The organism is Micromonospora sp. NPDC048898 (assembly GCF_043198035.1).
In the GTDB taxonomy this organism is placed as follows: domain Bacteria; phylum Actinomycetota; class Actinomycetes; order Mycobacteriales; family Micromonosporaceae; genus Micromonospora.
Genome location: NZ_JBICUF010000018.1, coordinates 1 through 23,738 on the forward strand (window position 1 = coordinate 1; position 23,738 = coordinate 23,738).

Below are 23,738 nucleotides of genomic sequence, written 5' to 3' on the forward strand. Positions count from 1 at the left end.
AAAAGAACCAACCCCCCACCCCCCCCCCCAAACCACCCCCCCCCCCCCCCCCCCCCCCCCCCCCCCCCCCCCCCCCCCCCCCCCCCCCCCCCCCCCCCCCCCCCCCCCCCCCCCCCCCCCCCCCCCCCCCCCCCCCCCCCCCCCCCCCCCCGCCCCGCGCCGCCCCCCCCCCCCGGCCCCCCCCCCCCCCGGCTGTCCCGGTCGCGCGGTGCGGGCCGGGAGGGCTTGTTCGACTCGGCTTTCGTGAAGTCGGCCTGTCTTCGCCCCGGGGACCCCCCGATTTTCAGGAACGCGAGTGGATCACTCAGACGTCGAATGTTATCGATAACACCGGCCCGTCTCGGGGCCGTGCGGTGGGCCGGCGGCCCTCGGGGGCGCTCGCTCATGAGCCATCGCGGCGACCGGCGGCCGTGCCAGAGGCCCGACCACGGGAGCCCGACGGTTCGGTGATGTTATCGCCAACATCATCCCGGCCCGGCGACTGGCCGCCGGCAGGCGGGCGTCCCGTGGCGGGGGAGGTGCGGCACCCGTCGCCCGGCCCGTCGCGGGACGATCGGTCGGCGCCCGGTCCGTGCGGCAGTCCTCGCCCCGAGTGCCCGATCGGTGCACGACACCGGATTCACGTGCTTTGTGGCGGTCCGCCATTGACGCGCCCGAGTCCGCCCGGCTTCCGCGTTCCGTTACGGAGCTGTTGCGCCTAGATGTCTTGACGAGGCTGGATGTGAGCGTTAACACTATCCCCGTTAACGGTGGAGGTGAACATGAACCGTGTGGATGGAGCTGACGACCGCTACGTCGTCGGTGTCGACTTCGGCACCCTGTCCGGGCGAGCTCTGGTGGTCCGTGTCGGTGATGGTGCCGAGTTGGGGACCGCGGTGCACGAGTACGGCGACGGCGTCATCAGCACGACGCTTCCGGGAGGCCGAGCGCTGCCCCCGGACTGGGCTCTGCAGAACCCGGACGACTACCGCGACGTGCTGCGGAACGCCGTCCCGGCGGCGGTGTCCGCCGCGGGGGTGGACCCCACCAGGGTGGTCGGCATCGGCATCGACTTCACCGCCTGCACCGTGCTGCCGACGCTCGCCGACGGCACCCCACTGTGTGAGACGCCCGAGCTGCGCGACCGACCGCACGCCTGGGTCAAGCTGTGGAAGCACCACGCCGCGCAGCCGCACGCCGACCGGATCAACGCGTTGGCCCACGAGCGGGCGGAGCCGTGGATCGGCCGGTACGGCGGCAAGATCTCCGCCGAGTGGCAGTTCGCCAAGGGCCTGCAGATCCTGGAGGAGGACCCGGAGGTCTACGACCGGGCCGAGCGCTTCGTCGAGGCGGCCGACTGGATCGTCTGGCAGCTCTGCGGCACCGAGACCCGCAACGTGTGCACCGCCGGATACAAGGGCATCCTGCAGGACGGCCACTATCCGTCCGAGGAATTCCTGACCGCGCTCAACCCCGACTTCGGCGACTTCGTGGCCAAGCTGGACGGTCCGTTGCTGCCGCTCGGTGCCCGGGCCGGCGCGCTCACCGCCGAGGCGGCCGCCTGGACCGGCCTGCCCGAGGGCATCGCGGTGGCCGTCGGCAACGTCGACGCGCACGTCACCGCGGCGTCCGCGCAGGCCGTGGAGCCCGGTCGGCTCGTCGCCATCATGGGCACCTCGACCTGCCACGTCGTCAACGGCGCGGCGGTCGCCGAGGTGGCCGGCATGTGCGGGGTCGTGGACGGCGGCATCAGCCCCGGCGCATGGGGTTACGAGGCCGGGCAGAGCGGCGTCGGCGACATCTTCGGCTGGTTCGTCAAGCACGCAGCCCCCGCCGGCATCGACTCGCACGAACAACTCACCGAGCTGGCCGCGAGCCAGCCCGTCGGCGCGCACGGCCTGATCGCCCTGGACTGGTGGAACGGCAACCGTTCCCTGCTTGTCAACCACGACCTCAGCGGGATGATCGTCGGCATGACCCTGGCCACCCGGCCGCAGGACATCTACCGGGCGCTGCTGGAGTCCACCGCCTTCGGCACGCGGATGATCATCGAGGCGTTCGTCGAGGCCGGCGTCGCCGTCAACGACCTGGTGATCGCCGGTGGCCTCACCAACAACGCCCTGCTGATGCAGATCTACGCCGACGTGACCAGGCGACCGCTGAACATCATCGCCTCGGCACAGGGGCCGGCGCTCGGGTCGGCGATCCACGCCGCCGTCGCCGCCGGTGAGTTCCCCTCGATCCACGAGGCCTCGCAGGCGATGGGCCGGGTGCACGAGGCCGTCTACCGCCCCGACCCGGAGCGGGCGCGCGCCTACGACGCCCTCTACGCGGAGTACCGGACGCTGCACGACCACTTCGGTCGCGGCGGCAACGACGTCATGCTCCGCCTGCGGTCGATCCGCAACGCGGCGGTCGAGACCGCCGCGGCCACACCCGAGCCCGCGCTGGAAGTGGTGGCATGACCGCCATCAGCGAGCTGCGCGAGACGGTCGCCCGCCTGCACGCCGAACTCGCCCGGTACCGCCTGGTGGCCTGGACGGCCGGCAACGTCTCCGCGCGGGTGCCCGGCCGCGACCTCATGGTGATCAAGCCGAGCGGCGTGGGCTACGACGACCTGTCGGCGGCCACGATGGTGGTGTGCGACCTCGACGGCGTCCTCGTCGAGGGAGATCTCGCCCCGTCCAGCGACACCGCCGCCCACGCGTACGTCTACCGGTCCATGCCCGAGGTCGGTGGGGTCGTGCACACGCACAGCTCGTACGCCACCGCCTGGGCCGCGCGGGGGGAGTCGATCCCCTGCTACCTCACCGCGCAGGCCGACGAGTTCGGCGGGGAGATCCCGGTGGGTCCGTTCGCCCTGATCGGCGGCGACGACATCGGCAAGGGCATCGTCGGCACGCTCGCCGGGCACCGCTCACCCGCGGTGCTGATGCGCAACCACGGCGTCTTCACCATCGGCCCCGACGCCCGCGCGGCGGTCAAGGCCGCGGTCATGTGTGAGGACGTGGCTCGCACGGCGCACCTGGCCCGCGCACTCGGGCAACCGGTGCCGATCGCGCAGGCGGACATCGACGCCCTCCACGACCGTTACCAGAACGTCTACGGTCAACAACCAGTCCCACCGGCGGGTTCCTGACCTCTGGCCACACCCGACCCGCCGGTCTGCACCACCCCGAAGTAGCAGCACGCAACACCCCGCGTACGCCGCTCCTTGCACATCGGCGGTTGGCGCGGTTCCCCACCACACCGAGCCAAGGAGATTCGATGCGAAAGATGCGAATGCACTCCGCTCCGTGGCGCGCTGCCACGGTCCTCGCCAGTGTGCTGCTCGTCGGCAGCATGGCGGCCTGCGGCAACAGCGACACCGGCAGCGGCGGCGGCACCAAGGACGACGGCAAGATCACGATGGGCTTCTCGCAGGTCGGCGCGGAGAGTGGTTGGCGTACCGCGAACACCGTCTCGATCAAGGAGGCCGCCGCCGCGGCCGGGATCGAGCTGAAGTTCGACGACGCGCAGCAGAAGCAGGAAAACCAGATCAAGGCGATCCGCAACTACATCCAGCAGAAGGTCGACGTGATCGCCTTCTCGCCGGTCGTCGAGTCCGGTTGGGACACCGTGCTCAAGGAGGCCAAGGACGCCAAGATCCCGGTCATCCTGACCGACCGCTCGGTCGACTCGGCCGACAAGTCGCTCTACAAGACCTTCCTCGGCTCGGACTTCGTCAAGGAGGGCCGGCTCGCGGGTGAGTGGCTGGTCGAGCAGAAGAAGACCGCCTCGGGTCCGGTGAACATCGTCGAGCTGCAGGGCAGCACGGGCGCCGCGCCGGCGAACGACCGCAAGAAGGGCTTCGGTGAGGCCATCGCCGCCAACCCGAACCTGAAGGTCATCGCCTCCCAGTCGGGTGACTTCACCCGGGCCGGTGGCAAGCAGGTCATGGAGCAGTTCCTCAAGGCCAACAAGCAGATCGACGTGCTGTTCGCGCACAACGACGACATGGGCCTGGGTGCGCTCGAGGCGATCAACGCCGCTGGCAAGGTGCCGGGCAAGGACATCACCATCATCACGATCGACGCCGTCAAGGATGGCATGCAGGCCCTCGCCGACGGGAAGTTCAACTTCATCGCGGAGTGCAGCCCGCTGCTCGGCCCACAGCTGATGGACCTGGCCAAGAAGGTCAAGGCCGGCGAGGAGGTGCCTGCTCGGATCGAGACCGAGGAGACCACCTTCACCCAGGCGCAGGCCAAGGAAGCTCTGCCCAACCGTAAGTACTGATCGACGACGGGGTCGCCGCGCTCGCGTGGCGGCCCCGCCGCGTCGCTCTCATACCCGCAACGGACCGGGCTCGGCCCGCGAACACCCCCGTACCACGCCCGCCCGAGCGACCCCCAGGGGCGACCGGGCGGGCGCTGCGGGCGCGTAGCGGCCCTTCCGTGTCGACAACCCAGAAGAGGTCTGATGGGATGACGGATAGCCGTCCGGTCCTGACGATGACCGGGATCAGCAAGTCCTTCCCCGGGGTGCGCGCACTCCACAACGTCAACTTCCAGCTCCTTCCCGGCGAGGTGCACGCCCTGATGGGCGAGAACGGCGCCGGCAAGTCGACCCTCATCAAGGTGCTGACCGGTGTCTACGACACCGACGAGGGCACGATCACCCTGGACGGGGAGCCGGTGTCCTTCACCGGCCCGATGCAGGCGAACGCCGCCGGGGTCAGCACCGTGTTCCAGGAGGTCAACCTCTGCACCAACCTCTCGGTGGCGGAGAACATCTTCATCGGCCGCGAGCCCCGGCTCCTCGGCGCCGTCCGCTGGGGTGAGGTTCGCCGCCGGGCCCGCGCCCTGCTCACCCGCCTCGACCTCGACCTCGACGTCAGCGCGCCGCTCGGCTCGTACTCCCTGGCGATCCAGCAGATGGTCGCCATCGCCCGCGCCATCGACATCAAGGCCCGGGTGCTGATCCTGGACGAGCCGACGTCCAGCCTCGACGCCGGCGAGGTCGCGCAGCTGTTCCGCATCATGCGGCAACTGCGCGACGAGGGCATCGCGATCCTGTTCGTGACCCACTTCCTCGACCAGGTCTACGAGATCGCGGACCGCATCACCGTGCTGCGCAACGGTGGGCTCGTCGGCGAGTACCTGACCCCCGAGCTGCCCCAGCTCTCCCTCGTGGAGAAGATGATCGGCAAGGAACTCGACATCCTCGATGGCATCGAGGAACACTCCCGTCGCGACCTGGCCAAGCTGGAGGAGGGCACCCCGCTGGTGGCGGTGTCGGACTTCGGCCGGGCGGGGGCGGTCCAGCCGTTCAGCCTCACCATCCACGCCGGCGAGGTGGTGGGCCTGGCCGGCCTGCTGGGCTCGGGGCGTACCGAGGTCGCGCGGTTGTTGTTCGGTGCGGACCGGACCGACGGCGGTCAGGTCACTGTCGACGGCGCGTCGAGCAGCCTGCGCACCCCCGCGCAGGCCATCGACCACGGCGTCGGCTTCTGTTCGGAGAACCGCCGCGCGGAGGGCATCGTCGCCGACCTGTCGGTCCGGGAGAACATCATCCTCGCCATGCAGGCGGCCCGCGGCTGGCTGCGGCCCATTCCGCGCCGTCGTCAGGACGAGCTCGTCGACAAGTACATCAAGGCACTCAACATCCGGCCCGCTGACCCGGAGGTGCCGGTTCGCAACCTCTCCGGCGGCAACCAGCAGAAGGTGCTCCTGGCCCGGTGGCTGATCACCGAGCCACGGCTGTTGATCCTCGACGAGCCGACCCGGGGCATCGACATCGGCGCGAAGACCGAGATCCAGAAACTGGTGACGCAGCTGTCCGACGGAGGCATGGCGGTGCTGTTCATCTCCGCCGAGTTGGAGGAGGTGCTGCGCCTCAGCCACAAGGTGGCAGTCATGCGGGACCGTCAGATGGTCGCGCAGCTCCCCAACGACGACAGTCTCAACGCCGACCGCATCATGCAGACCATCGCGAGTGGATCCCACCGCGAGGAGGCAGACCGATGAGCGACACCGTGAGCCGCTACCGGACGATCACCGGTCACCGGCTGTTCTGGCCCGCCGCCGTGCTGGTCGTCATGCTGGCCGCGAACACGATCTACCGGCCCGGGTTCCTGTCCATCGAGCTCAAGGACGGGCACCTGTACGGCACGCCGATCGACATCCTGCGGCTGAGCGCACCGTTGATCCTCGTCGCGTTGGGCATGACCCTGGTGATCTCGACCGGCGGCATCGACCTGTCGGTCGGCTCGCTCTGCGCGATCAGCGGCGCGATCGCCTGCATGTACATCAGCAAGCAGCCCGACCAGAACAACCTCGGCGTGGTGCTGACCGCCCTCGCGATGGCGTTCGGGGTCGCGCTCGTGCTCGGCGCCTGGAACGGGGTGCTGGTGGCCGTGATCGGCATCCAACCGATCATCGCCACCCTGATCCTGATGGTGGCCGGCCGGGGTCTGGCCCAGCTGATCACCGAGGGTCAGATCATCACCATCAACTCCGAGCCGTACCGGGCGATCGGCCTGGGCCACGCGCTGACCCTGCCGCTTGCCATCTTCATCGCTCTCGCCGCGGCCCTGCTCGTCGCCGCGTTCACCAGGCGCACCGCGCTCGGCATGATCATCGAGTCGGTGGGCGGCAACGCCGTGGCCAGCCGGTTGTCCGGCATCCGGTCCGGCCGGGTCATCTTCCTCGTGTACGTGATCAGCGCCGCGTGCGCCGCCGTCGCCGGCTTCATGATGACGGCCAACGTCTCCAGCGCCGACGGCAACGCCGCCGGTCTCTGGGTGGAGCTGGACGCGATCCTCGCGGTCGTCATCGGCGGTACGTCCCTCGCCGGCGGCCGGTTCTTCCTCAGCGGCACGATCATCGGGGCACTGATCATCCAGACCCTGACCACCACGGTGTACGCCATGGACATCTCGCCGCAGACGTCGCTGCTGTTCAAAGCGGTAGTCGTCATCGCCGTCTGCCTCATCCAGGCACCGGCCTTCCGGGCCCGGTTCGCCCGCCGCAGGCGCAGTGTTCCGCCGTCCGCCCCCATCGCCGACAAGCCGAAGGAGCAGGTGCCGGCATGACCACTGGAACGCTTACCGCCGGTCGTAACCGGTTCCGGCTGCCGAGGAAGCAGATACCGGTCCTGGCGACGCTCGCCCTGCTGCTGGTCATGTACGCCATCGGGGTGTCGCAGTACACGGCGTTCTCCAACGTGCAGGTCATCTTCAACGTCTTCATCGACAACGGCTTCCTGCTCGTCGTCGCGGTGGGCATGACCTTCGTGATCCTCACCGGTGGCATCGACCTGTCGGTCGGGTCGGTCGTCGCCATGACGGCGATGGTGTCGGCCGCGCTGCTACAGGACGGCATGCCGGCGGCACTGGTGCTCGTCATCGCCCTGCTCATCGGCCCGACGCTCGGTCTGCTGATGGGTTGCGCCATCCACTTCTTCGAGATCCAGCCGTTCATCGTCACGCTCGCCGGGATGTTCTTCGCCCGGGGCATGTGCACGTTCATCTCCGGTGCGTCGATCCCGATCACCGACGGCTTCTGGACCTCGATGTCGCAGGAGCGGATCGGCAACCCGCAGGGCAACTTCGTGTCGATCAGCGTGCTGATCGCCTTCGTCGTGGTCGCCGTCGCCGCGTACACGCTGGCCTACACCCGGTTGGGACGCAACGTGTACGCCATCGGCGGCAACCCCCAGTCGGCCCTGCTGATGGGTCTGCCGGTGGGGCGGACCCGAATCGCCGTGTACACGATCAGCGGCCTGTGCTCCGCGATCGGTGGGATCCTGCTGTCCTTCTACACCCTCTCCGGTGCGCCACTGATCGCCGTCGGCATGGAGCTGGACGTCATCGCCGCCGTCGTCATCGGCGGCACGGTGCTCACCGGGGGCGCGGGTTACGTCTTCGGAACGGTGCTGGGCGTGCTGGTCCTGGGCGTGATCCAGACCCTCATCACCTTCGATGGGAGCCTCAACTCCTGGTGGACCAAGATCGTGATCGGCGGCCTGCTCTTCGCGTTCATCCTCCTCCAGCGCCTCATCGGAATCCGTTACAAGTGACAGTTCCTCTCGCGGAAGGCAACCCCATGGCACCACAAACCCAGCCCGAGATCTGGTTCCTCACCGGCAGCCAAGGCATGTACGGCGAGGAGACGCTCCGCCAGGTGGCCGAGCAGTCCCGCCAGATCGCGGACGCGCTCGACGACTCGCCGCAGATTCCCGCCCGCGTGGTCTGGAAGCCCGTCCTGACCAACAGCGGTGAGATCCTGCAGGTCTGCCGGGACGCCGCCGCCCAGGGTGCCGTCGGGGTCATCGCCTGGATGCACACGTTCTCGCCGGCCAAGATGTGGATCTCCGGTCTGGACGCGTTGCAGACGCCGTTGCTGCACCTGCACACCCAGGCCAACGTTCTGCTGCCGTGGAACGACATCGACATGGACTTCATGAACCTGAACCAGGCCGCCCACGGCGACCGGGAGTTCGGGTACATCCAGACGCGTCTCGGTGTGGCCCGTAAGACGGTGGCCGGGCACGTCAGCGACCCGCGGGTGGCCAATCGGATCGGGGCGTGGGCCCGCGCCGCGCTGGGCTGGTCGGCGATGCGGTCGCTGCGTCTGGCCCGCTTCGGTGACAACATGCGCGACGTCGCGGTGACCGAGGGCGACAAGGTCGAGGCCGAGCTGCGGTTCGGGGTCTCGGTCAACACCTACGGCGTCAACGACCTGGTCGAGGTGGTCGGCGAGGTCACCGACGCGCAGGTGGACGACCTGGTCAAGGAGTACGAGGACACCTACCGCATCGTCGGCGCACTGCTGCCCGGCGGGGAGCAGCACGACTCGCTGCGGTACGCCGCGCGTGTGGAGTTGGGCATGCGCGCCTTCCTGGACGCGGGCGGGTTCCGGGCCTTCACGACGAACTTCGAGGACCTCGGGGGGCTGCGTCAGCTGCCGGGCATCGCCGTGCAGCGGCTGATGGCCGACGGTTACGGCTTCGGCGGTGAGGGCGACTGGAAGACCTCGATCCTGGTCCGCACCCTCAAGGCGATGTCGGTGGGCGTGAGTGGCGGCACGTCGTTCATGGAGGACTACACCTACGACCTCACCCCGGGTAACGAGCTGGTGCTCGGTGCCCACATGCTGGAGGTCTGCCCGACCATCGCCTCCGACGTGCCCAACGTGGAGATCCACCCGTTGAGCATCGGTGGCCGGGAGGACCCGGTCCGGTTGGTGTTCGACGCCGCACCCGGTCCGGCCGTGGTGCTCGGGCTGTCCGACATGGGGGAGCGCTTCCGGCTGGTGGCCAACGAGATCGACGTGGTGGCCCCGCCGCAGCCGCTGCGCCGGTTGCCGGTCGCCCGTGCCGTCTGGCGTCCGCGCCCCGACCTGCCGGTCTCGGCCGAGGCGTGGATCACCGCGGGTGCCCCGCACCACACCGTGCTGTCGCAGGCGGTGGGCGTGGAGGAGCTGCACGACCTGGCGGAGATGAGCCGCACCGAGCTGGTCGTCATCGACGCCGACACGGAGCCCCGTCGCTTCGCCGACGAGCTGCGGTGGAACCAGGCCTACTACCGGCTGGCCCGCGGCTTCTGACCCCTGCGGTCGGAGAACGGGTGGTCCATCCCTGCCTACGGGCGGGGGTGGGCCACCCGTTCGCGTGTGTGCCAGCAGGTCCACGAGGCCGTTGTGTTACGCCTTGACTAAGAGCATGTTATCGCTCACAGTCTATAGCCAAGATGGTCGATGTCGTTGGCTGGTCCGGCCGCGCGCGCGTCCTACCCCGCGGTTTCGGCACCTCGTCACCGTGACGGTCGGGCGATCGGTGTTAGCGATCACATGGCCGGGCCTGGTCAGCTCGGCGCCCCGCCCGGTGCCGCGGACGCCGACCCAGACCGCACGGTTCGCGTCAGCAGAGGAGGATCATGCTTTCCATCGGTCGGGTTCCCCGGGGTGCGCCACGGCGGCGCGGGTGGCTGTCGAGACTCGCCGTCGCCGCGATGGTGCTGGTGGTCGGTGGCGCGGCTGCGGCCGTCGCCTCGTCGCCCGCGTCGGCGGCAACTGTCGACACCAGCGCCTGGTACGTGTTGGTGAACCGCAACAGCGGCAAGGCAGTGGACGTGTACAACATGGCCACGAACGACGGCGCGCGGATCACCCAGTGGACGCGCAACAACGGCAATCAGCAGCAGTGGCAGTTCGTCGACTCCGGCGGTGGTTACTACCGGCTCAAGTCGAGGTTGTCGGGCAAGGTGCTGGACGTCTCCGGGCGCTCCACCGCAGACGGCGGGCCGATCGTGCAGTGGTCCGACAACAACGGCACCAACCAGCAGTTTCGGTTGGCCGACTCGGACGGCGGCTACGTCCGGCTGATCAACCGCAACAGCAACAAGGTGATGGAGGTGCAGGGCGCCTCGACCGCCGACGGCGGCAACATCGTGCAGTACGCCGACTGGAACGGCACCAACCAGCAGTGGCAGCTCGTCCGGGTCGACGGGAGCAACCCCACCACGCCACCGCCCACCTCGCCACCCCCGTCGAACGGCACGTACGCGAACCCGGTGGTCTGGCAGGACTTCGCCGACGTCGACATCATCCGGGTGGACAACGCCTACTACATGTCGGCGTCCACCATGCACTACTCCCCGGGCGCCCCGGTGTTGCGCTCGTACGACCTGGTCAACTGGGAGTTCGCCGGTCACTCGGTGCCCAAGCTCGACTTCGGCTCGAAGTACGACATGAGCGGCGGCAGCAACGCGTACGTCGACGGGATCTGGGCGTCGACGTTGAACTACCGGCCGAGCAACAAGACGTACTACTGGGCCGGGTGCATCGACTTCGCGCAGACGCACATCTACACCGCGTCCGCCGTCGACAGCACGTGGACCAAGCACACCACCATCCCCAACTGCTACTACGACGCCGGCCTGCTGTTCGACGACAACGACACCCCGTACATCGCGTACGGCAACGGCACGATCAGCGTGGCGCAGCTGTCCGCGGACGGGAAGTCCCAGGTCCGTGCCCAGCAGGTGTACCAGACGCCGTCGAGCATCGGCACGCTGGAGGGCGCCCGGTTCTACAAGCGCAACGGCGCCTACTACATCTGGCTCACCCGCCCGGCCAACGGCCAGTACGTGCTGAAGTCGACGAACGGCCCGTTCGGCCCGTACGAGCAGCGTCAGGTGCTGCTCAACCTGCCCGGCCCGATCTCCGGTGGCGGCGTGCCGCACCAGGGTGGTCTGGTGCAGACCCAGAACGGCGACTGGTACTACATGTCGTTCGTCGACGCGTACCCCGGTGGTCGGATGCCGGCCATGGCGCCGATCACCTGGACCGGCGACGGTTGGCCCGTGTTGCAGACGGTCAACGGCACGTGGGGCTCCTCGTACCCGAAGCCGAACCTGCCCGCGCCGCCACGAGCCGTCAAGCCGCTCACCGGCACCGACACGTTCGCCGGCACCACCCTCGGCCCGCAGTGGGAGTGGAACCACAACCCCGACAACAGCAAGTGGTCGGTCAACAACGGGCTGAACCTGCAGACCGCGACCGTCACCGGCGACCTGTACAAGGCGCGTAACACGCTGACCCACCGCATCCAGGGCCCCACCTCGACGGCCACCATCGAGTTGGACTACTCCACGATGCGCGACGGTGACCGCACCGGCCTGGCGGTGCTGCGCAACTCGTCGGCCTGGATCGGAGTCCGGCGGGACAACGGGTCGACCCGTCTGGTCATGCAGAACGGGCTCACGATGGACGGCAGCTGGAACACGACGAGCACCGGCAGCGAGGTGGCGAGCACCGCCGTCTCCGGTGGCCGGATCTGGTTGCGCGCCAACGCCGACATCAGACCGGGGTCCGGTCGGCAGGCCCGCTTCTCGTACAGCACGGACGGGGTCAACTTCACCTCGTTCGGCAACGCCCTGACGCTGGCGAACAACTGGCAGTTCTTCATGGGCTACCGGTTCGCCATCTTCAACCACGCGACGTCGGCACTCGGCGGCGCTGTCACGGTCCGCAGGTTCGACCTGACGACACCGTGACGCCAGTCACACGACTATCGGTTTGACCGGTGGCGCCGACGAGCGTTTGCCTGCCTGGCACGTGCGGTCGGCGCCACCACCCGGTGCCCGGTCGGCCTGCTCCGCGCTCTCCGAAGGAGCGTGGAGCAGGTTGTCGTGCCACCGGCGGCCCGCAACCGCGAGCCGGTCGCCCGCGTACGCCGGGTGGGAAAAGCCTTGTGCGGCTTCGATGCGTAGCACATCCGGGCACAGCCGTCCCGTAATCGAAGCGGATGCTGGCGTAGACTGACGGCGATCCAGCGCTGGTCACCTGGGATTCAGCACCGGCGTGGTGGCTGAGCGAGGGGGATCGGGCCGGGCCGCTCCAGTCGACGTCGACCGGGCCGCGGGCCCGAGACTTAGCGGGGAGAGTGAAATGGCCGTCCACGGTCCCGCGATGACAGATGTCGCTCGTCTGGCCGGTGTCTCCCATCAGACGGTGTCGCGGGTGCTCAACGGGCACCCCAATGTTCGTGAGCAGACCCGGCTCCGGGTGCGGGCGGCGATCGCCGAACTCGGCTACCGCCCGAACGGCGCGGCTCGTGCCCTGGTGACCGGCAGATCCCAGGTCATCGGTGTGGTCGCACAGAACACGACCCTCTACGGTCCGGCGTCGCTGTTGGCCGCCCTGGAGCAGACCGCCGCCGAGGAGGGTTTCGCGGTCAGCGTCGGCAGCGTGCGAAACCTGGACCACCGCTCCATTTCGGCAGCCGTCGAGCGGCACCTGTCGCACCGGGTCGCCGGCATCGTGGTGATCGCGCCGGTGGAGTCTGCCGGTGAGGCGCTGGAGCGCCTTCCCCAGGACGTCCCGCTGGTCACCGTCGACGGCGACCCGAGTCGGCCGGTGCCGTTGGTGACAGTCGACCAGGTGGCGGGTGCCCGGGCGGCGACCCGGCATCTGCTCGACGCGGGGCACCGCACGGTCTGGCACGTCTCCGGGCCGTTCGACTGGTTCGACAGCGTCGGCCGGATCGACGGCTGGCGGGAGGCCCTGCTGGCGGCCGGTGTGGACCCGCCGCCGCTGATGCCGGGGGACTGGTCGGCCGCGTCGGGTTACCGGTGCGGGCAGATGCTGGCGAGGATGCCGGAGGTCACCGCCGTCTTCACCGCCAACGACCATCTCGCCCTGGGTGTGCTGCGGGCGTTGCACGAGTTCGGCCGTCGGGTGCCGGACGACATCAGCGTGGTGGGTTTCGACGACGTGCCGGAGGCGGCGTACTTCATTCCACCGCTGACCACCGTCCGCCCGGACTTCGACGCGGTGGCGCGGGCGAGCCTGCAGATGCTGCTGGCCCAGATCGAGACGGGCACCGGCGGGGCGATGCGGCAGACGGTCGCCCCGGCCCTGGTCGCCCGCGAGAGCGTCGCCCCACCGCGGCGCTGACGTCGGCCCCAGCCGGAGGGCCTCGGCGTCGCCTGCACCTCGCCGCCTGCTGGCTCGTCACCCTCGGTAAGACGCCGGTCAATCGAAGCCGGGCTTTTTTCATCGACCGGGGACAATGCAACTGCCCGGGAGGTATTGAACCTCGTGAAATGTGGCCGTAACATGATGGACGTCTCTGTTAACGCTAACAAGAATCGGCGTCCAGCTATCGTCCCACCTCTGATCGTAGTCACCGGCGGGCGCCACCGACAAGGAGGCTCGATGAACCGCATCACCCGAGGTCGACGCTGGGGGAGCGTGCTGGCGGCCGGAGTGCTCGTCGCCGGTGCTCTGGTCGGCCTCCGCGCCCCAGCGGCGCAGGCACTGGACAACGGGGTGGCGCGTACTCCCCCCATGGGTTGGAATTCGTGGAACCAGTTCGGCTGCAACATCAACGAGGCGCTGATCCGGCAGACGGCGGACGCGATCGTCAGCAGCGGCATGCGGGACCTGGGCTACAACTACGTCGTGGTCGACGACTGCTGGTTCAACCCCAACCGGGACAGCTCCGGCAACATCCAGGGCGACCCCACCCGGTTCCCCAGCGGGATGAAGGCGCTCGGCGACTACCTGCACGCCCGGGACCTGAAGTTCGGCATCTACCAGGTGCCTGTCGACAAGACCTGCGCGCAGTACTTCGGCGCCTACCCCGGAGCCACCGGCAGCCGGGGCCACGAGGTGCAGGACGCCCGCCAGTTCGCCGCCTGGGGCGTCGACTTCCTCAAGTACGACTGGTGCTCGCCGGAGGGCAGCATCAACGACCAGGTGGCCACCTTCGCCAAGATGCGTGACGCGCTGGCCGCCACCGGCCGGCCGATCGTCTACAGCATCAACCCGAACAGCATCCACGCCAAGACCGGCCCGCAGCGCAACTGGGGCGACGTGGCCAACATGTGGCGTACCACCGAGGACATCACCAACGCGTGGGACACCGGCCAGACCAACGGCTACCCGATGGGCATCCAGAACATCATCAACGTGACGGTTCCGTTGGCGTCCTACGCGCGGCCGGGTGGGTTCAACGACCCGGACATGATGGAGATCGGTCGCGGCGGCATGAACGACACGGAGATGCGCAGCCACTTCGCCATGTGGGCGATCATGGCGTCTCCGCTGATCGCCGGCAACGACATCCGGAACATGAACTCCGCGACGCAGACCATCCTCAAGAACGCCAACCTGATCGCGATCAACCAGGACTCGCTCGGGTTGCAGGGGACGCAGGTGTCGTTCGACGGCACCCGCCGGGTGCTGGCCAAGCGGCTCGCCAACGGTGACGTCGCCGTCGCCCTGTTCAACCAGGGTGGCTCGACGACGACGATCTCGACCACGGCCGCCGCCATCGGCAAGTCCGGCAGCTCGTTCACCCTGGTCGAGGCGTGGTCCGGCGCCACCACCTCCTCCACCGGGGCCATCAGCGCCAGCGTTCCGGCGCACGGCACGGTGGTCTACCGGGTCAGTGGTGGGGGGACGACTCCTCCTCCGACGACGACCCCGCCGCCGAGCACGTCGAGCGCGCTCGCCAGCGCCGCCTCCGGTCGCTGCCTGGACGTTCCGAACAGCAACACCACCAACGGCACCCAGCCGGTGATCTGGGACTGCAACGGCGCCGCCAACCAGCGCTGGACCGTCAACGGTCAGACCCTGCAGTCGCTCGGCAAGTGCCTGGACGCGCCCACGAACGCGGCGGCCGGCACCAAGGTGCAGATCTGGGACTGCAACGGTGGGGCCAACCAGCGGTGGACCATCAACGCCAACGGCACGATCAGCGGCGCCCAGTCCGGGCTCTGCCTCGACGTCAACGGCAACGGCACCGCCAACGGCACCACGGTGATCCTCTGGAACTGCACCGGGGCGGCCAACCAGCGGTGGACGCAGCGATAGCCGACCGGGTTCGTCGACCGACCAGGTCGCGGCAGCCCACCTGATCCGACCGCACTCCCGGTGCCCGCGGACGACGCCCGTCGTCCGCGGGCACCGTCGCGTCCGCCGGCCGTCTGGACGGTGGTTCGGCGCGGTCGACGGGCCCCGCCTGGCGGCCGTCCGCTCCGGTGCCGGTCACCGCCGTGCTCCCAGGTCCGGGCCCCTCCGGGTGCTGGCCTCGCCGCTTGGGACGCCTCCGTTACGAGACCGTGACACCGGTATTTCGGATCTAGTGTTGACGTGCCGTATGTGAGCGCTAACACTACCCCGAAAGGTGACAGTTTTGGCCCCGGCACTCGACGGGGGAGTCCAGAGAGGAGAGGCCCGTGGGCAGGAGATTCCTGGTTGCTCTCGGCGGCGCGATGCTGACGCTGAGTATGGCGGCGTGCAGTGGCGGGGGTGCCGGCAGCGGTGACGACAAGAGCAGTGCCAAGCCTGGCGACCTGACCATCGGTGTGTCGATGCCGACCCAGACCTCGGAGCGGTGGATCGCCGACGGCAACGCGGTGAAGTCCAAGCTTGAGGCGAAGGGCTACAAGGTCGACCTCCAGTACGCCGGCGACGACATCCCCACCCAGTCGCAGCAGGTCGACCAGATGATCACCCAGGGTGCCGACGTCCTGGTCATCGCGGCGATCGACGGCACGGCGCTCAGCAGCCAGTTGCAGGCCGCCGCGTCCGCGAAGATCCCGGTCATCTCCTACGACCGGCTGATCCGCGGCAGCAAGGACGTCGACTTCTACGTCAGCTTCGACAACTACAAGGTCGGCGTCGCCCAGGGCACCGCGCTGCTCGTCGGTCTCGGCCTGCTCAACAAGGACGGCTCGAAGGGCACCGCCAAGGGGCCGCTGAACGTCGAGCTCTTCGCGGGGTCGCTGGACGACAACAACACGCAGTTCTTCTTCAGCGGCGCGATGGACACGCTGAAGCCGTTCGTCGACGACGGCACCCTGGTCGTCAAGTCCAAGCAGACCACGCCCGAGCAGGTCGCCACCCTGCGGTGGCAGCAGGAGACCGCGCAGAAGCGCATGGAGAACCTGCTCACCTCCAGCTACAACGACGGCTCGAAGGTCGACGGTGTGCTGTCGCCGTACGACGGCATCTCCCGGGGCATCATCACCGCCCTGCAGAACGCCGGCTACGGCACCGGCGCGAAGAAGCTCCCGGTGGTGACCGGCCAGGACGCCGAGATCGCCTCGATCAAGCTGATCAACGACGGCGTGCAGAGCTCCACGGTCTTCAAGGACACCCGCCTGCTGGCCGACCAGGCCGTGAACGCCGCCGAGGCGTTCCTGCAGAAGAAGGAGCCGCAGGCCAACGACACCAAGACGTACAACAACGGTGTCAAGGTCGTCCCGTCGTACCTGCTCCCGATCGTCACGGTCTACAAGGACGACATCAAGACCGCGCTGATCGACTCCGGCTACTGGACGGCGGAAGAGGTCGCCGCCGGTCAGGCCAAGAAGTAAGCCAATCGTCGGGCCCGGCGGTCGCCGCCGGGCCCGACGTCTGGGCGTACCCGTCCAGACCTGACGGAGGACAGTGACCATGGACGACACCATCCTCGAGATGCGTCGCATCACGAAGACCTTCCCCGGCGTGACCGCGCTGGAGGACGTCACCCTCGCAGTACGCCGTGGTGAGATCCACGCCATCTGCGGTGAGAACGGCGCCGGCAAGTCCACCCTGATGAAGGTGCTGTCCGGCGTCTACCCGTCCGGCTCGTACGACGGCGAGATCCTCTTCGACGGCAAGCCGATGCAGTTCCGTGGCATCCGCGACAGCGAGGCCAACGGCATCGTCATCATCCACCAGGAGCTTGCCCTGGTGCCGTACCTGTCGATCGCGGAGAACATCTTCCTCGGCAGCGAGCGGCGCAACCGCCTCGGGCTCATCGACTGGAACCTGGCCAACGCCGACGCCGCCAAGCTGCTGGCGTCGGTCGGGCTGCACGAGAACCCGGTCACCCCGGTCATCCAGCTCGGCGTCGGCAAGCAGCAGTTGGTGGAGATCGCCAAGGCGCTGTCGAAGAAGGTGCGCCTGCTGATCCTGGACGAGCCGACCGCCGCTCTCAACGACATCGACTCGGCTCACCTGCTCGACCTGTTGCGGGCCCTGAAGGACCAGGGCATCACCTGCATCATGATCTCGCACAAGCTCAACGAGATCACCGCCATCGCCGACTCGACCACGGTCATCCGGGACGGGCGCGCGGTGGAGACTCTCGACATGCGCTCCGACGAGGTGACCCAGCAGCGGATCATCCGGGGCATGGTCGGGCGCGACCTGGAAAGCTTCTACCCCGACCGCGAGTCGTCCCCCGGCGAGGAGGTCCTCCGGATCGAGGACTGGACGGTGCGGCACCCGGTGCAGGACCGGATGGTCGTCGAGGACGTGGCCCTGTCCGTCCGCGCCGGCGAGGTCGTCGGCATCGCGGGCCTGATGGGCGCGGGGCGCACCGAACTGGCGATGAGCGTGTTCGGTCGGTCGTACGGGCGCGACATCCGGGGCCGGCTCTTCGTGCGCGGTCGGGAGGTGCAGGCGCGTACCGTCGCCGAGGCGATCGACAACGGCATCGCCTACGTCACCGAAGACCGCAAGAGGTACGGCCTCAACCTCATCGACGACGTCCGCCGCAACGTGTCCGCCGCCGCGCTGGACCGGCTGTCCCGCATGGGCTGGGTGAACGGCAACGAGGAGATCAAGGTTGCCGAGGCGAGCCGGCGGGAGATGAACATCCGGACGCCGAGCGTCATGGCGGTCGTCGGCAAGCTCTCCGGCGGCAACCAGCAGAAGGTCGTCCTGTCGAAGTGGCTGTTCACCGACCCGGATGTGCTGATCCTGGACGAACCCACCCGGGGGATCGACGTCGGCGCCAAGTTCGAGATCTACACGATCATCAACCGGCTGGTGGCCGCCGGCAAGGCGGTGATCGTCATCTCCTCCGAGCTGCCGGAGTTGCTCGGGATGTGCGACCGCATCTACACCCTCTCCGCCGGCCGGATCACCGGTGAGATGCCGGTGGCCGAGGCAACCCAGGAGAGCCTCATGGAGCTGATGACCAAGGACAAGGAGCTCGTCGCGTGACCAGCATCAAGACCCCTCCGACGGAGAGCCCGGCGACTCCGGACGGCACACCCGCCGCCGCTCTGCACAGCGGGACGAACGACCTGCGGGCGCTGGTGTTGAACAACCTGCGGCAGAGCGGGATCTACGTCGCCCTGGTCGTCATCGTCGCGTTCTTCGCGATCCTGACCGACGGGGTGCTGCTCAGCCCCGGCAACATCACCAACATCGTCCTGCAGTACTCGTACATCCTGGTGCTCGCGATCGGGATGGTCATCCTGATCATCGGCGGGCACATCGACCTGTCGGTCGGATCGGTCGTCGCGCTCACCGGAGCGGTCTCCGCCGTTCTGGTGATCCAGCAGGGCTATCCCTGGTGGGTCGGCGTCGTCGCCGCGATCGCCGTCGGCATCGCGGTTGGTGCGTGGCACGGCTTCTGGGTGGCGTACGCCGGCATTCCGGCCTTCATCGTCACCCTGGCCGGCATGCTGCTGTTCCGGGGTCTGACCCTCCGGGTGCTCGACAACATCTCGCTGTCGCCGTTCCCGGCCGAATACCAGAAGGTCGCGGCGGGCTTCCTCAACGGCCTGCTCGGCGGGCAGGGTTTCGACGCCTTCACGCTGCTGATCGGCGCGGTCGCCGTGGCCGGGTACGCGGTGAGTGGCTTCCGCACCCGCGTGGCGCGCATCCGCTACCAGCAGCCCGTCGAGTCGTTCCCGCTGTTCGTCGCGCGGGTCGTGTTGGTCGGCGCGGTCATCATGTACTTCGCCTGGCAGCTGGCGCACGCCCGCGGCCTGCCGATTGTGCTGATCATCCTGGCGGTGCTCGTGCTGGTCTACGGCCTGCTCACCCGGCGTACCGTCTTCGGTCGCCAGGTCTACGCGATCGGCGGCAACCTGTCGGCGGCGGCGCTGTCCGGGGTGAAGGTCCGCACCGTCAACTTCTGGATGTTCGTCAACATGGGCTTCCTGGCGGCGGTGGCCGGTGTCATCTACTCCTCGCGGTCGAACGGCGCCCAGCCCGCCGCCGGCAACATGTTCGAGCTGGACGCGATCGCCGCGGCCTTCATCGGCGGCGCGGCGGTCACCGGTGGGGTGGGCACCGTGGTCGGCGCCATGGTCGGCGGTCTGATCATGGCGGTGATGAGCAACGGCATGCAGCTGATGGGCATCGACCAGTCCACCCAGTCGGTGGTGAAGGGCCTCGTCCTGCTCGTCGCCGTCGCCTTCGACGTCTACAACAAGCGCCGGGCCGGCACGGCTCGCTGACGCTCGACCGGTACGCACGTGCCCCCTGCCCGCCTCGCGGACAGGGGGCACGCGTTTGTCAGTGGCAGGTGGTGGTGCCGCTGTCGGTGTAGGTTTGGCCGGCTACCGGTACGAACTGCCAGTCGTAGCTGTTGGAGTGCAGGGTGAACTTCAGGACTCCCCAGGCCGAGCTGTTGCGCGCCTCGCTGTTGGGCTGGATGGTGCCGAAGCCGTAGTGACTCGCACCGCCCATACCGGCGACGAAGCTGCGCAGGCCCCGGCTGGAGTCGGCGCCACCGGACGGGTTCATCGGCGCGAAGCGCTCGTACACGTGGTTGTGCCCCCACACCACGACGTCGGCGTTGTAGTCGTAGAGCGCCTGGTACAGCGGACGCGTCGACGTCGACGGCGCGTGGTTGGAGCTGGACGTGAACAGCGGGTGGTGCCAGTAGGCGAGCGTGCACGGCTTGCCGCTGGCGGCCAGGTCCGCGCGCAGCCACTGCTCCTGCGTCGAGCCCGCCGACATGCTGATGTTCGAGTTCAGCGACACGATGTGCCAGTTGCCGAGGTCGAACGAGTAGTAGCCGCGGCCGCTCGGGCCGGCGGACGTACCGAAGTAGTTGTAGTAGCCGGTCGCGCCCGACGTGTTGTAGTCGTGGTTGCCCGGTGACGGGCGGGTGCGGCTCTTGTGCCGACCCCAGGTGGGCTCGTAGTAGCTGTTGAACTCGGACGCGGTGCCGTTGTTGTAGACGTTGTCGCCGGTGGTGAAGACCGTCCCCGGGATGCTGTCGAGCAGCGTCGCGGTGGCGCTGTCGCCGGAGCCGGAGGTGGCGATGTCGCCGGCACCGACGAACACCGGGTCCCCGGACGGCGGCGTGGTGGTGCCGGTGGTGACCACCAACTGCGGGGCGTCGGCACCACTCTCGCGCGTGTCGTAGTAGGCGCCGTCGCCGCTGGCGGAGGTCGCACCGAAGCTGTACGTCCCGTTGCCGGTGACGGCGGCCGAGACGTCGACCTCGTACCAGGTGTTGCCGCTGACCGCGCCGATGGTGCCGAGCGTGGCCCCGTCGATGGCCGGCTGGTTGTTCCAGGTGGTGCCGGTCTCCGACCACGTCGTGTTGGACATCCGGCGGAACGTGCCACCGGCGTCGCTGCCGCTGTTTCCGCTGATCGTGCGCAGTCGCAGCTTGGCACCGGTCACCGTGCCGCTGACACCGCTCACCGTGAAGCGCAGGAACGAGCGCCGCACGGGCGAGTTGTCGACAACGACCTGCGTGGACGTGCCGTAGTTGGTGGACGCCGCGTCGCTCTGGACGTAGGTGTCGGCGACCGGCGTGAACGTCACGCTCGCCGCCGACGCCGCGTCGGCACCGGTCACGACGACGGCGGCGGTCGCGGCGACGAGCACCAGCACCGCTCCCGACGTGATCGACGGACGGGGGAATCGCATGTCCATCCAGGACTCCTCTGTTACGGGTGTGAAGCGCAAGGAATGTAGGAGCGTCGATCGGCCGGTGGGCGACGGGCGGATGAACACCGCGTCCCGGCAGGCGAACACCTCGATGTTCGCGACGCGTTCACCCGCACCTCGCCTCGCTGCCGCGCACGGTCCGTTGTGCCGGCTCCGATGAGTACGGACGATGGCTGACCGGCAGTCGTCGACCCGAGGAGCTGCTCGTGTACCTGTCGACCGTCTCCCGACCGCTCGCCGACCCGCCCGACTCCGACCCGCCCGAGCCGGGGCCACGGCGTCGACGGTTCGCCCTGGTCAGCGGCAACGTCGTCGCGCTCGGCACGGTCAGCCTGATCACCGACGTCTCCGCCGAGATGGTGGCCGCCGTCCTGCCGCTCTACCTGGTGCTGGGCCTCCAGCTCAGCCCGGTGGCCTTCGGTGTGCTCGACGGTGTCCACACCGGTGCCACCGCGCTGCTGCGGGTCGTCGGTGGGTTCGCCGCCGACCGGTTCCGCCGGCGCAAGCTGATCGCCGGCATCGGCTACACCCTCTCGGCGGTCGCGAAACTCGGCCTGCTGCTCGCCGGCCGGTCCATACCGGCGATCGGTGCGGTGATCGCGGTCGACCGGCTCGGCAAGGGCGTGCGCAGCGCTCCGCGCGACGCGCTGATCACGCTCTCCACGCCGCCCGAGGCGCTGGGCCGGGCGTTCGGGGTGCACCGGGCGATGGACAGCGTCGGCGCGTTCCTCGGGCCGCTCGCCGCGTTCGCCGTCCTGCTCGTCGTCGGGCAGTCGTACGACGCGGTCTTCGTCACCAGCTTCTGCGTCGCCGCCCTGGCCGTCGTCGTCCTGGTGCTCTTCGTCCGGGAACGTCCCACCGACCAGACGACGGACGGCCCGCACGTCTCCGTACGCGAGGCCTTCGGTCTGCTGCGCGGCGGGCCTGCCCGTCGGCTCGTGCTGGCCGCGGCGCTGCTCGGGCTGGCCACCATCGGCGACGGTTTCGTCTACCTGCTCCTGCAACGCCGCGAGGACCTCGGACTGCGCTGGTTTCCCCTGCTCGCGGTGGGCACCAGCCTGGCCTACCTGCTGCTCGCCGCCCCGCTCGGCGTACTCGCCGACCGGATCGGCCGGCTACCGGTGGTGCTCGGCGGCTACACCGCCCTCGGTGCGACGTACCTGCTGCTGGCCGGGCCGGTCGACGGCTGGCCGCTGATCGCGCTGACGCTTCTGCTGTACGGCGGGTTCTACGCCGCCACCGACGGGGTGCTCATCGCGCTCGCCGGCCCGATACTGCCGGCGCGGCTGCGGACCACCGGGATCGCGCTGGTGCAGACCGGGCAGGCGCTGGCGTACCTCGTCTCCTCGGTCCTGTTCGGTCTGGCCTGGCAGGCGTGGGGGCCGCAGGCCGCGATCCGGGCGGCGGCCGTGGCCGTCGCCGGTGTGCTGGTCCTCACCCTGCTCCTGCTGGGCGCCCCGTCCCGTCTCGTCACCCGGAGGGTGTCCCGATGACCGTGTTGTCGACCCGAGCGAAACTCGGCGTGGTGGTCGCCTCGGCCGTGCTGCTGGGCAGTGTGGCGGCCGGCTACGTGGCCGTGGCCGCGGAACCCGCCCGGACACCGCCAGCCGCCGGCGGCGACCAGGCGGTCACCCTGGCACCCGGCCCACGCCTGCTGGCCATCACCGACCGGCACCTGTCCACCGTCGCCACGGCCGACCCCACCGGGCCGCGCACCGTCTCCGCCCTGGAATGCCTGCGGGTGTACGCCGCCGCGGGCACCGGTGTCTGCCTGAGACCGGAGACCGCCTGGTCGTACCAGGTCGTCGTGCTCGACGCGGCGCTGCGGCAGACCCGGGCGGTCGGCGTACCGGGGCTGCCGAACCGGGCCCGCGTCTCGGCCTCCGGCCGGATGGTCTCCTGGACGACGTTCGTCGGCGGCGACTCCTACACGGCCAGCGGCTTCTCCACCCGCACCGGGATCCTCGACACCACCACCGGCGCCACGGTGGCCTCGCTTGAGGAGTTCGCGATCACCCGGGACGGGCGGAGCTACCGCAGCCCGGACGTCAACTACTGGGGCGTCACCTTCACCGCCGACGACAACCGCTTCTACGCGACCATGTCGACCGCGGGCAGGCGCTACCTGGTCCGGGGTGACGTCGCCGCCCGGACGGTCGAGACACTGACGGAGAACGTCGAGTGCCCGTCGCTGTCACCCGACGGCACCCGGATCGCCTTCAAGGAGGCGATCGACGCCGACCCGGCGAAGGGCTGGCGCCTGTCGGTCCTGGAGTTGGCGACCATGCGGGTGACACCGACGGCCGAGACCCGCAGCGTCGACGACCAGGCCGCCTGGTTGGACGGCGGGACGCTCGCCTACACACTGCGCCAGGACGACGGCCAGCCCGACGTGTGGAGTGTCCCGGCCGACGGGTCCGGTGCGCCGAAGCTGACCATTCCCGGCGCGGAGTCCCCGGCACCACTGGGCTGACGGCGACTGCCGGGCGGCCGGGACACCTGACCGCCTTGGTGCGGACAGCCTTCCGTCATGTGGGATTACGCGTCGCACCCATCGCCGTTCATCGACGTTCT

At 69.2% G+C, this 23,738-nt stretch carries 16 protein-coding genes; 15 read left to right on the forward strand and 1 reads right to left on the reverse strand.

The window, feature by feature from the left end:
* Positions 1-761: 761 nt before the first annotated feature.
* The 13 genes from araB to mmsB all read left to right on the forward strand — a co-directional run bounded on the left by araB (position 762) and on the right by mmsB (position 19,714).
* Positions 762-2,444, forward strand: a complete 1,683-nt coding sequence (gene araB, locus ACGFIQ_RS31045) for a ribulokinase (protein ID WP_393249044.1) — start codon at positions 762-764, stop codon at positions 2,442-2,444.
* Complete coding sequence (locus ACGFIQ_RS31050) at positions 2,441-3,118, forward strand: L-ribulose-5-phosphate 4-epimerase (protein ID WP_393249045.1); 678 nt, start codon at positions 2,441-2,443, stop codon at positions 3,116-3,118. Before araB ends, ACGFIQ_RS31050 begins: the two co-directional genes overlap by 4 nt.
* A gap of 137 nt (positions 3,119-3,255) precedes the next feature.
* Entirely contained in the window at positions 3,256-4,254 is a 999-nt protein-coding gene (locus ACGFIQ_RS31055) for an ABC transporter substrate-binding protein (protein ID WP_393249207.1), read from the forward strand.
* Positions 4,255-4,442: 188 nt separating this feature from the next.
* The gene (locus ACGFIQ_RS31060) at positions 4,443-5,984 is read left to right on the forward strand and encodes a sugar ABC transporter ATP-binding protein (protein WP_393249046.1); all 1,542 of its coding nucleotides are present in this window, start codon (positions 4,443-4,445) and stop codon (positions 5,982-5,984) included.
* The gene (locus ACGFIQ_RS31065; protein ID WP_393249047.1) at positions 5,981-7,051 is read left to right on the forward strand and encodes an ABC transporter permease; all 1,071 of its coding nucleotides are present in this window, start codon (positions 5,981-5,983) and stop codon (positions 7,049-7,051) included. Before ACGFIQ_RS31060 ends, ACGFIQ_RS31065 begins: the two co-directional genes overlap by 4 nt.
* A complete protein-coding gene (yjfF, locus tag ACGFIQ_RS31070) occupies positions 7,048-8,037 on the forward strand; it encodes a galactofuranose ABC transporter, permease protein YjfF (RefSeq protein ID WP_357065297.1) in 990 nt (329 codons plus the stop codon). The genes ACGFIQ_RS31065 and yjfF overlap by 4 nt, the downstream gene beginning before the upstream one ends.
* Positions 8,038-8,063: 26 nt before the next feature.
* Positions 8,064-9,566, forward strand: a complete 1,503-nt coding sequence (gene araA / locus ACGFIQ_RS31075; protein ID WP_393249048.1) for an L-arabinose isomerase — start codon at positions 8,064-8,066, stop codon at positions 9,564-9,566.
* 329 nt (positions 9,567-9,895) lie between these two features.
* Complete coding sequence (locus tag ACGFIQ_RS31080) at positions 9,896-12,016, forward strand: family 43 glycosylhydrolase (RefSeq protein ID WP_393249049.1); 2,121 nt, start codon at positions 9,896-9,898, stop codon at positions 12,014-12,016.
* 415 nt (positions 12,017-12,431) lie between these two features.
* Positions 12,432-13,418 (forward strand): LacI family DNA-binding transcriptional regulator, encoded by a 987-nt coding sequence (locus ACGFIQ_RS31085; protein ID WP_393249050.1) that lies wholly within the window; start codon positions 12,432-12,434, stop codon positions 13,416-13,418.
* Positions 13,419-13,679: 261 nt separating this feature from the next.
* The gene (locus tag ACGFIQ_RS31090) at positions 13,680-15,341 is read left to right on the forward strand and encodes a glycoside hydrolase family 27 protein (protein WP_393249051.1); all 1,662 of its coding nucleotides are present in this window, start codon (positions 13,680-13,682) and stop codon (positions 15,339-15,341) included.
* Positions 15,342-15,706: 365 nt separating this feature from the next.
* Complete coding sequence (chvE, locus tag ACGFIQ_RS31095; protein ID WP_393249052.1) at positions 15,707-16,849, forward strand: multiple monosaccharide ABC transporter substrate-binding protein; 1,143 nt, start codon at positions 15,707-15,709, stop codon at positions 16,847-16,849.
* A gap of 79 nt (positions 16,850-16,928) precedes the next feature.
* A complete protein-coding gene (mmsA, locus tag ACGFIQ_RS31100; RefSeq protein ID WP_393249053.1) occupies positions 16,929-18,467 on the forward strand; it encodes a multiple monosaccharide ABC transporter ATP-binding protein in 1,539 nt (512 codons plus the stop codon).
* Positions 18,464-19,714: a multiple monosaccharide ABC transporter permease gene (mmsB, locus tag ACGFIQ_RS31105; RefSeq protein WP_357553978.1), complete on the forward strand. Its 1,251-nt coding sequence runs from the start codon at positions 18,464-18,466 to the stop codon at positions 19,712-19,714. The genes mmsA and mmsB overlap by 4 nt, the downstream gene beginning before the upstream one ends.
* 58 nt (positions 19,715-19,772) lie before the next feature.
* Here mmsB and ACGFIQ_RS31110 read toward each other — a convergent pair whose 3' ends face one another.
* Entirely contained in the window at positions 19,773-21,149 is a 1,377-nt protein-coding gene (locus ACGFIQ_RS31110; RefSeq protein WP_393249054.1) for a DNRLRE domain-containing protein, read from the reverse strand.
* 221 nt (positions 21,150-21,370) lie between these two features.
* Here ACGFIQ_RS31110 and ACGFIQ_RS31115 point away from each other — a divergent pair, with 221 nt between their 5' ends.
* Both ACGFIQ_RS31115 and ACGFIQ_RS31120 read left to right on the forward strand, forming a co-directional pair.
* Positions 21,371-22,657, forward strand: coding sequence for an MFS transporter (locus ACGFIQ_RS31115; protein WP_393249055.1), 1,287 nt, complete (start codon positions 21,371-21,373; stop codon positions 22,655-22,657).
* Positions 22,654-23,637, forward strand: a complete 984-nt coding sequence (locus ACGFIQ_RS31120; protein WP_393249056.1) for a TolB family protein — start codon at positions 22,654-22,656, stop codon at positions 23,635-23,637. Before ACGFIQ_RS31115 ends, ACGFIQ_RS31120 begins: the two co-directional genes overlap by 4 nt.
* The last annotated feature ends 101 nt before the right edge of the window (positions 23,638-23,738 follow it).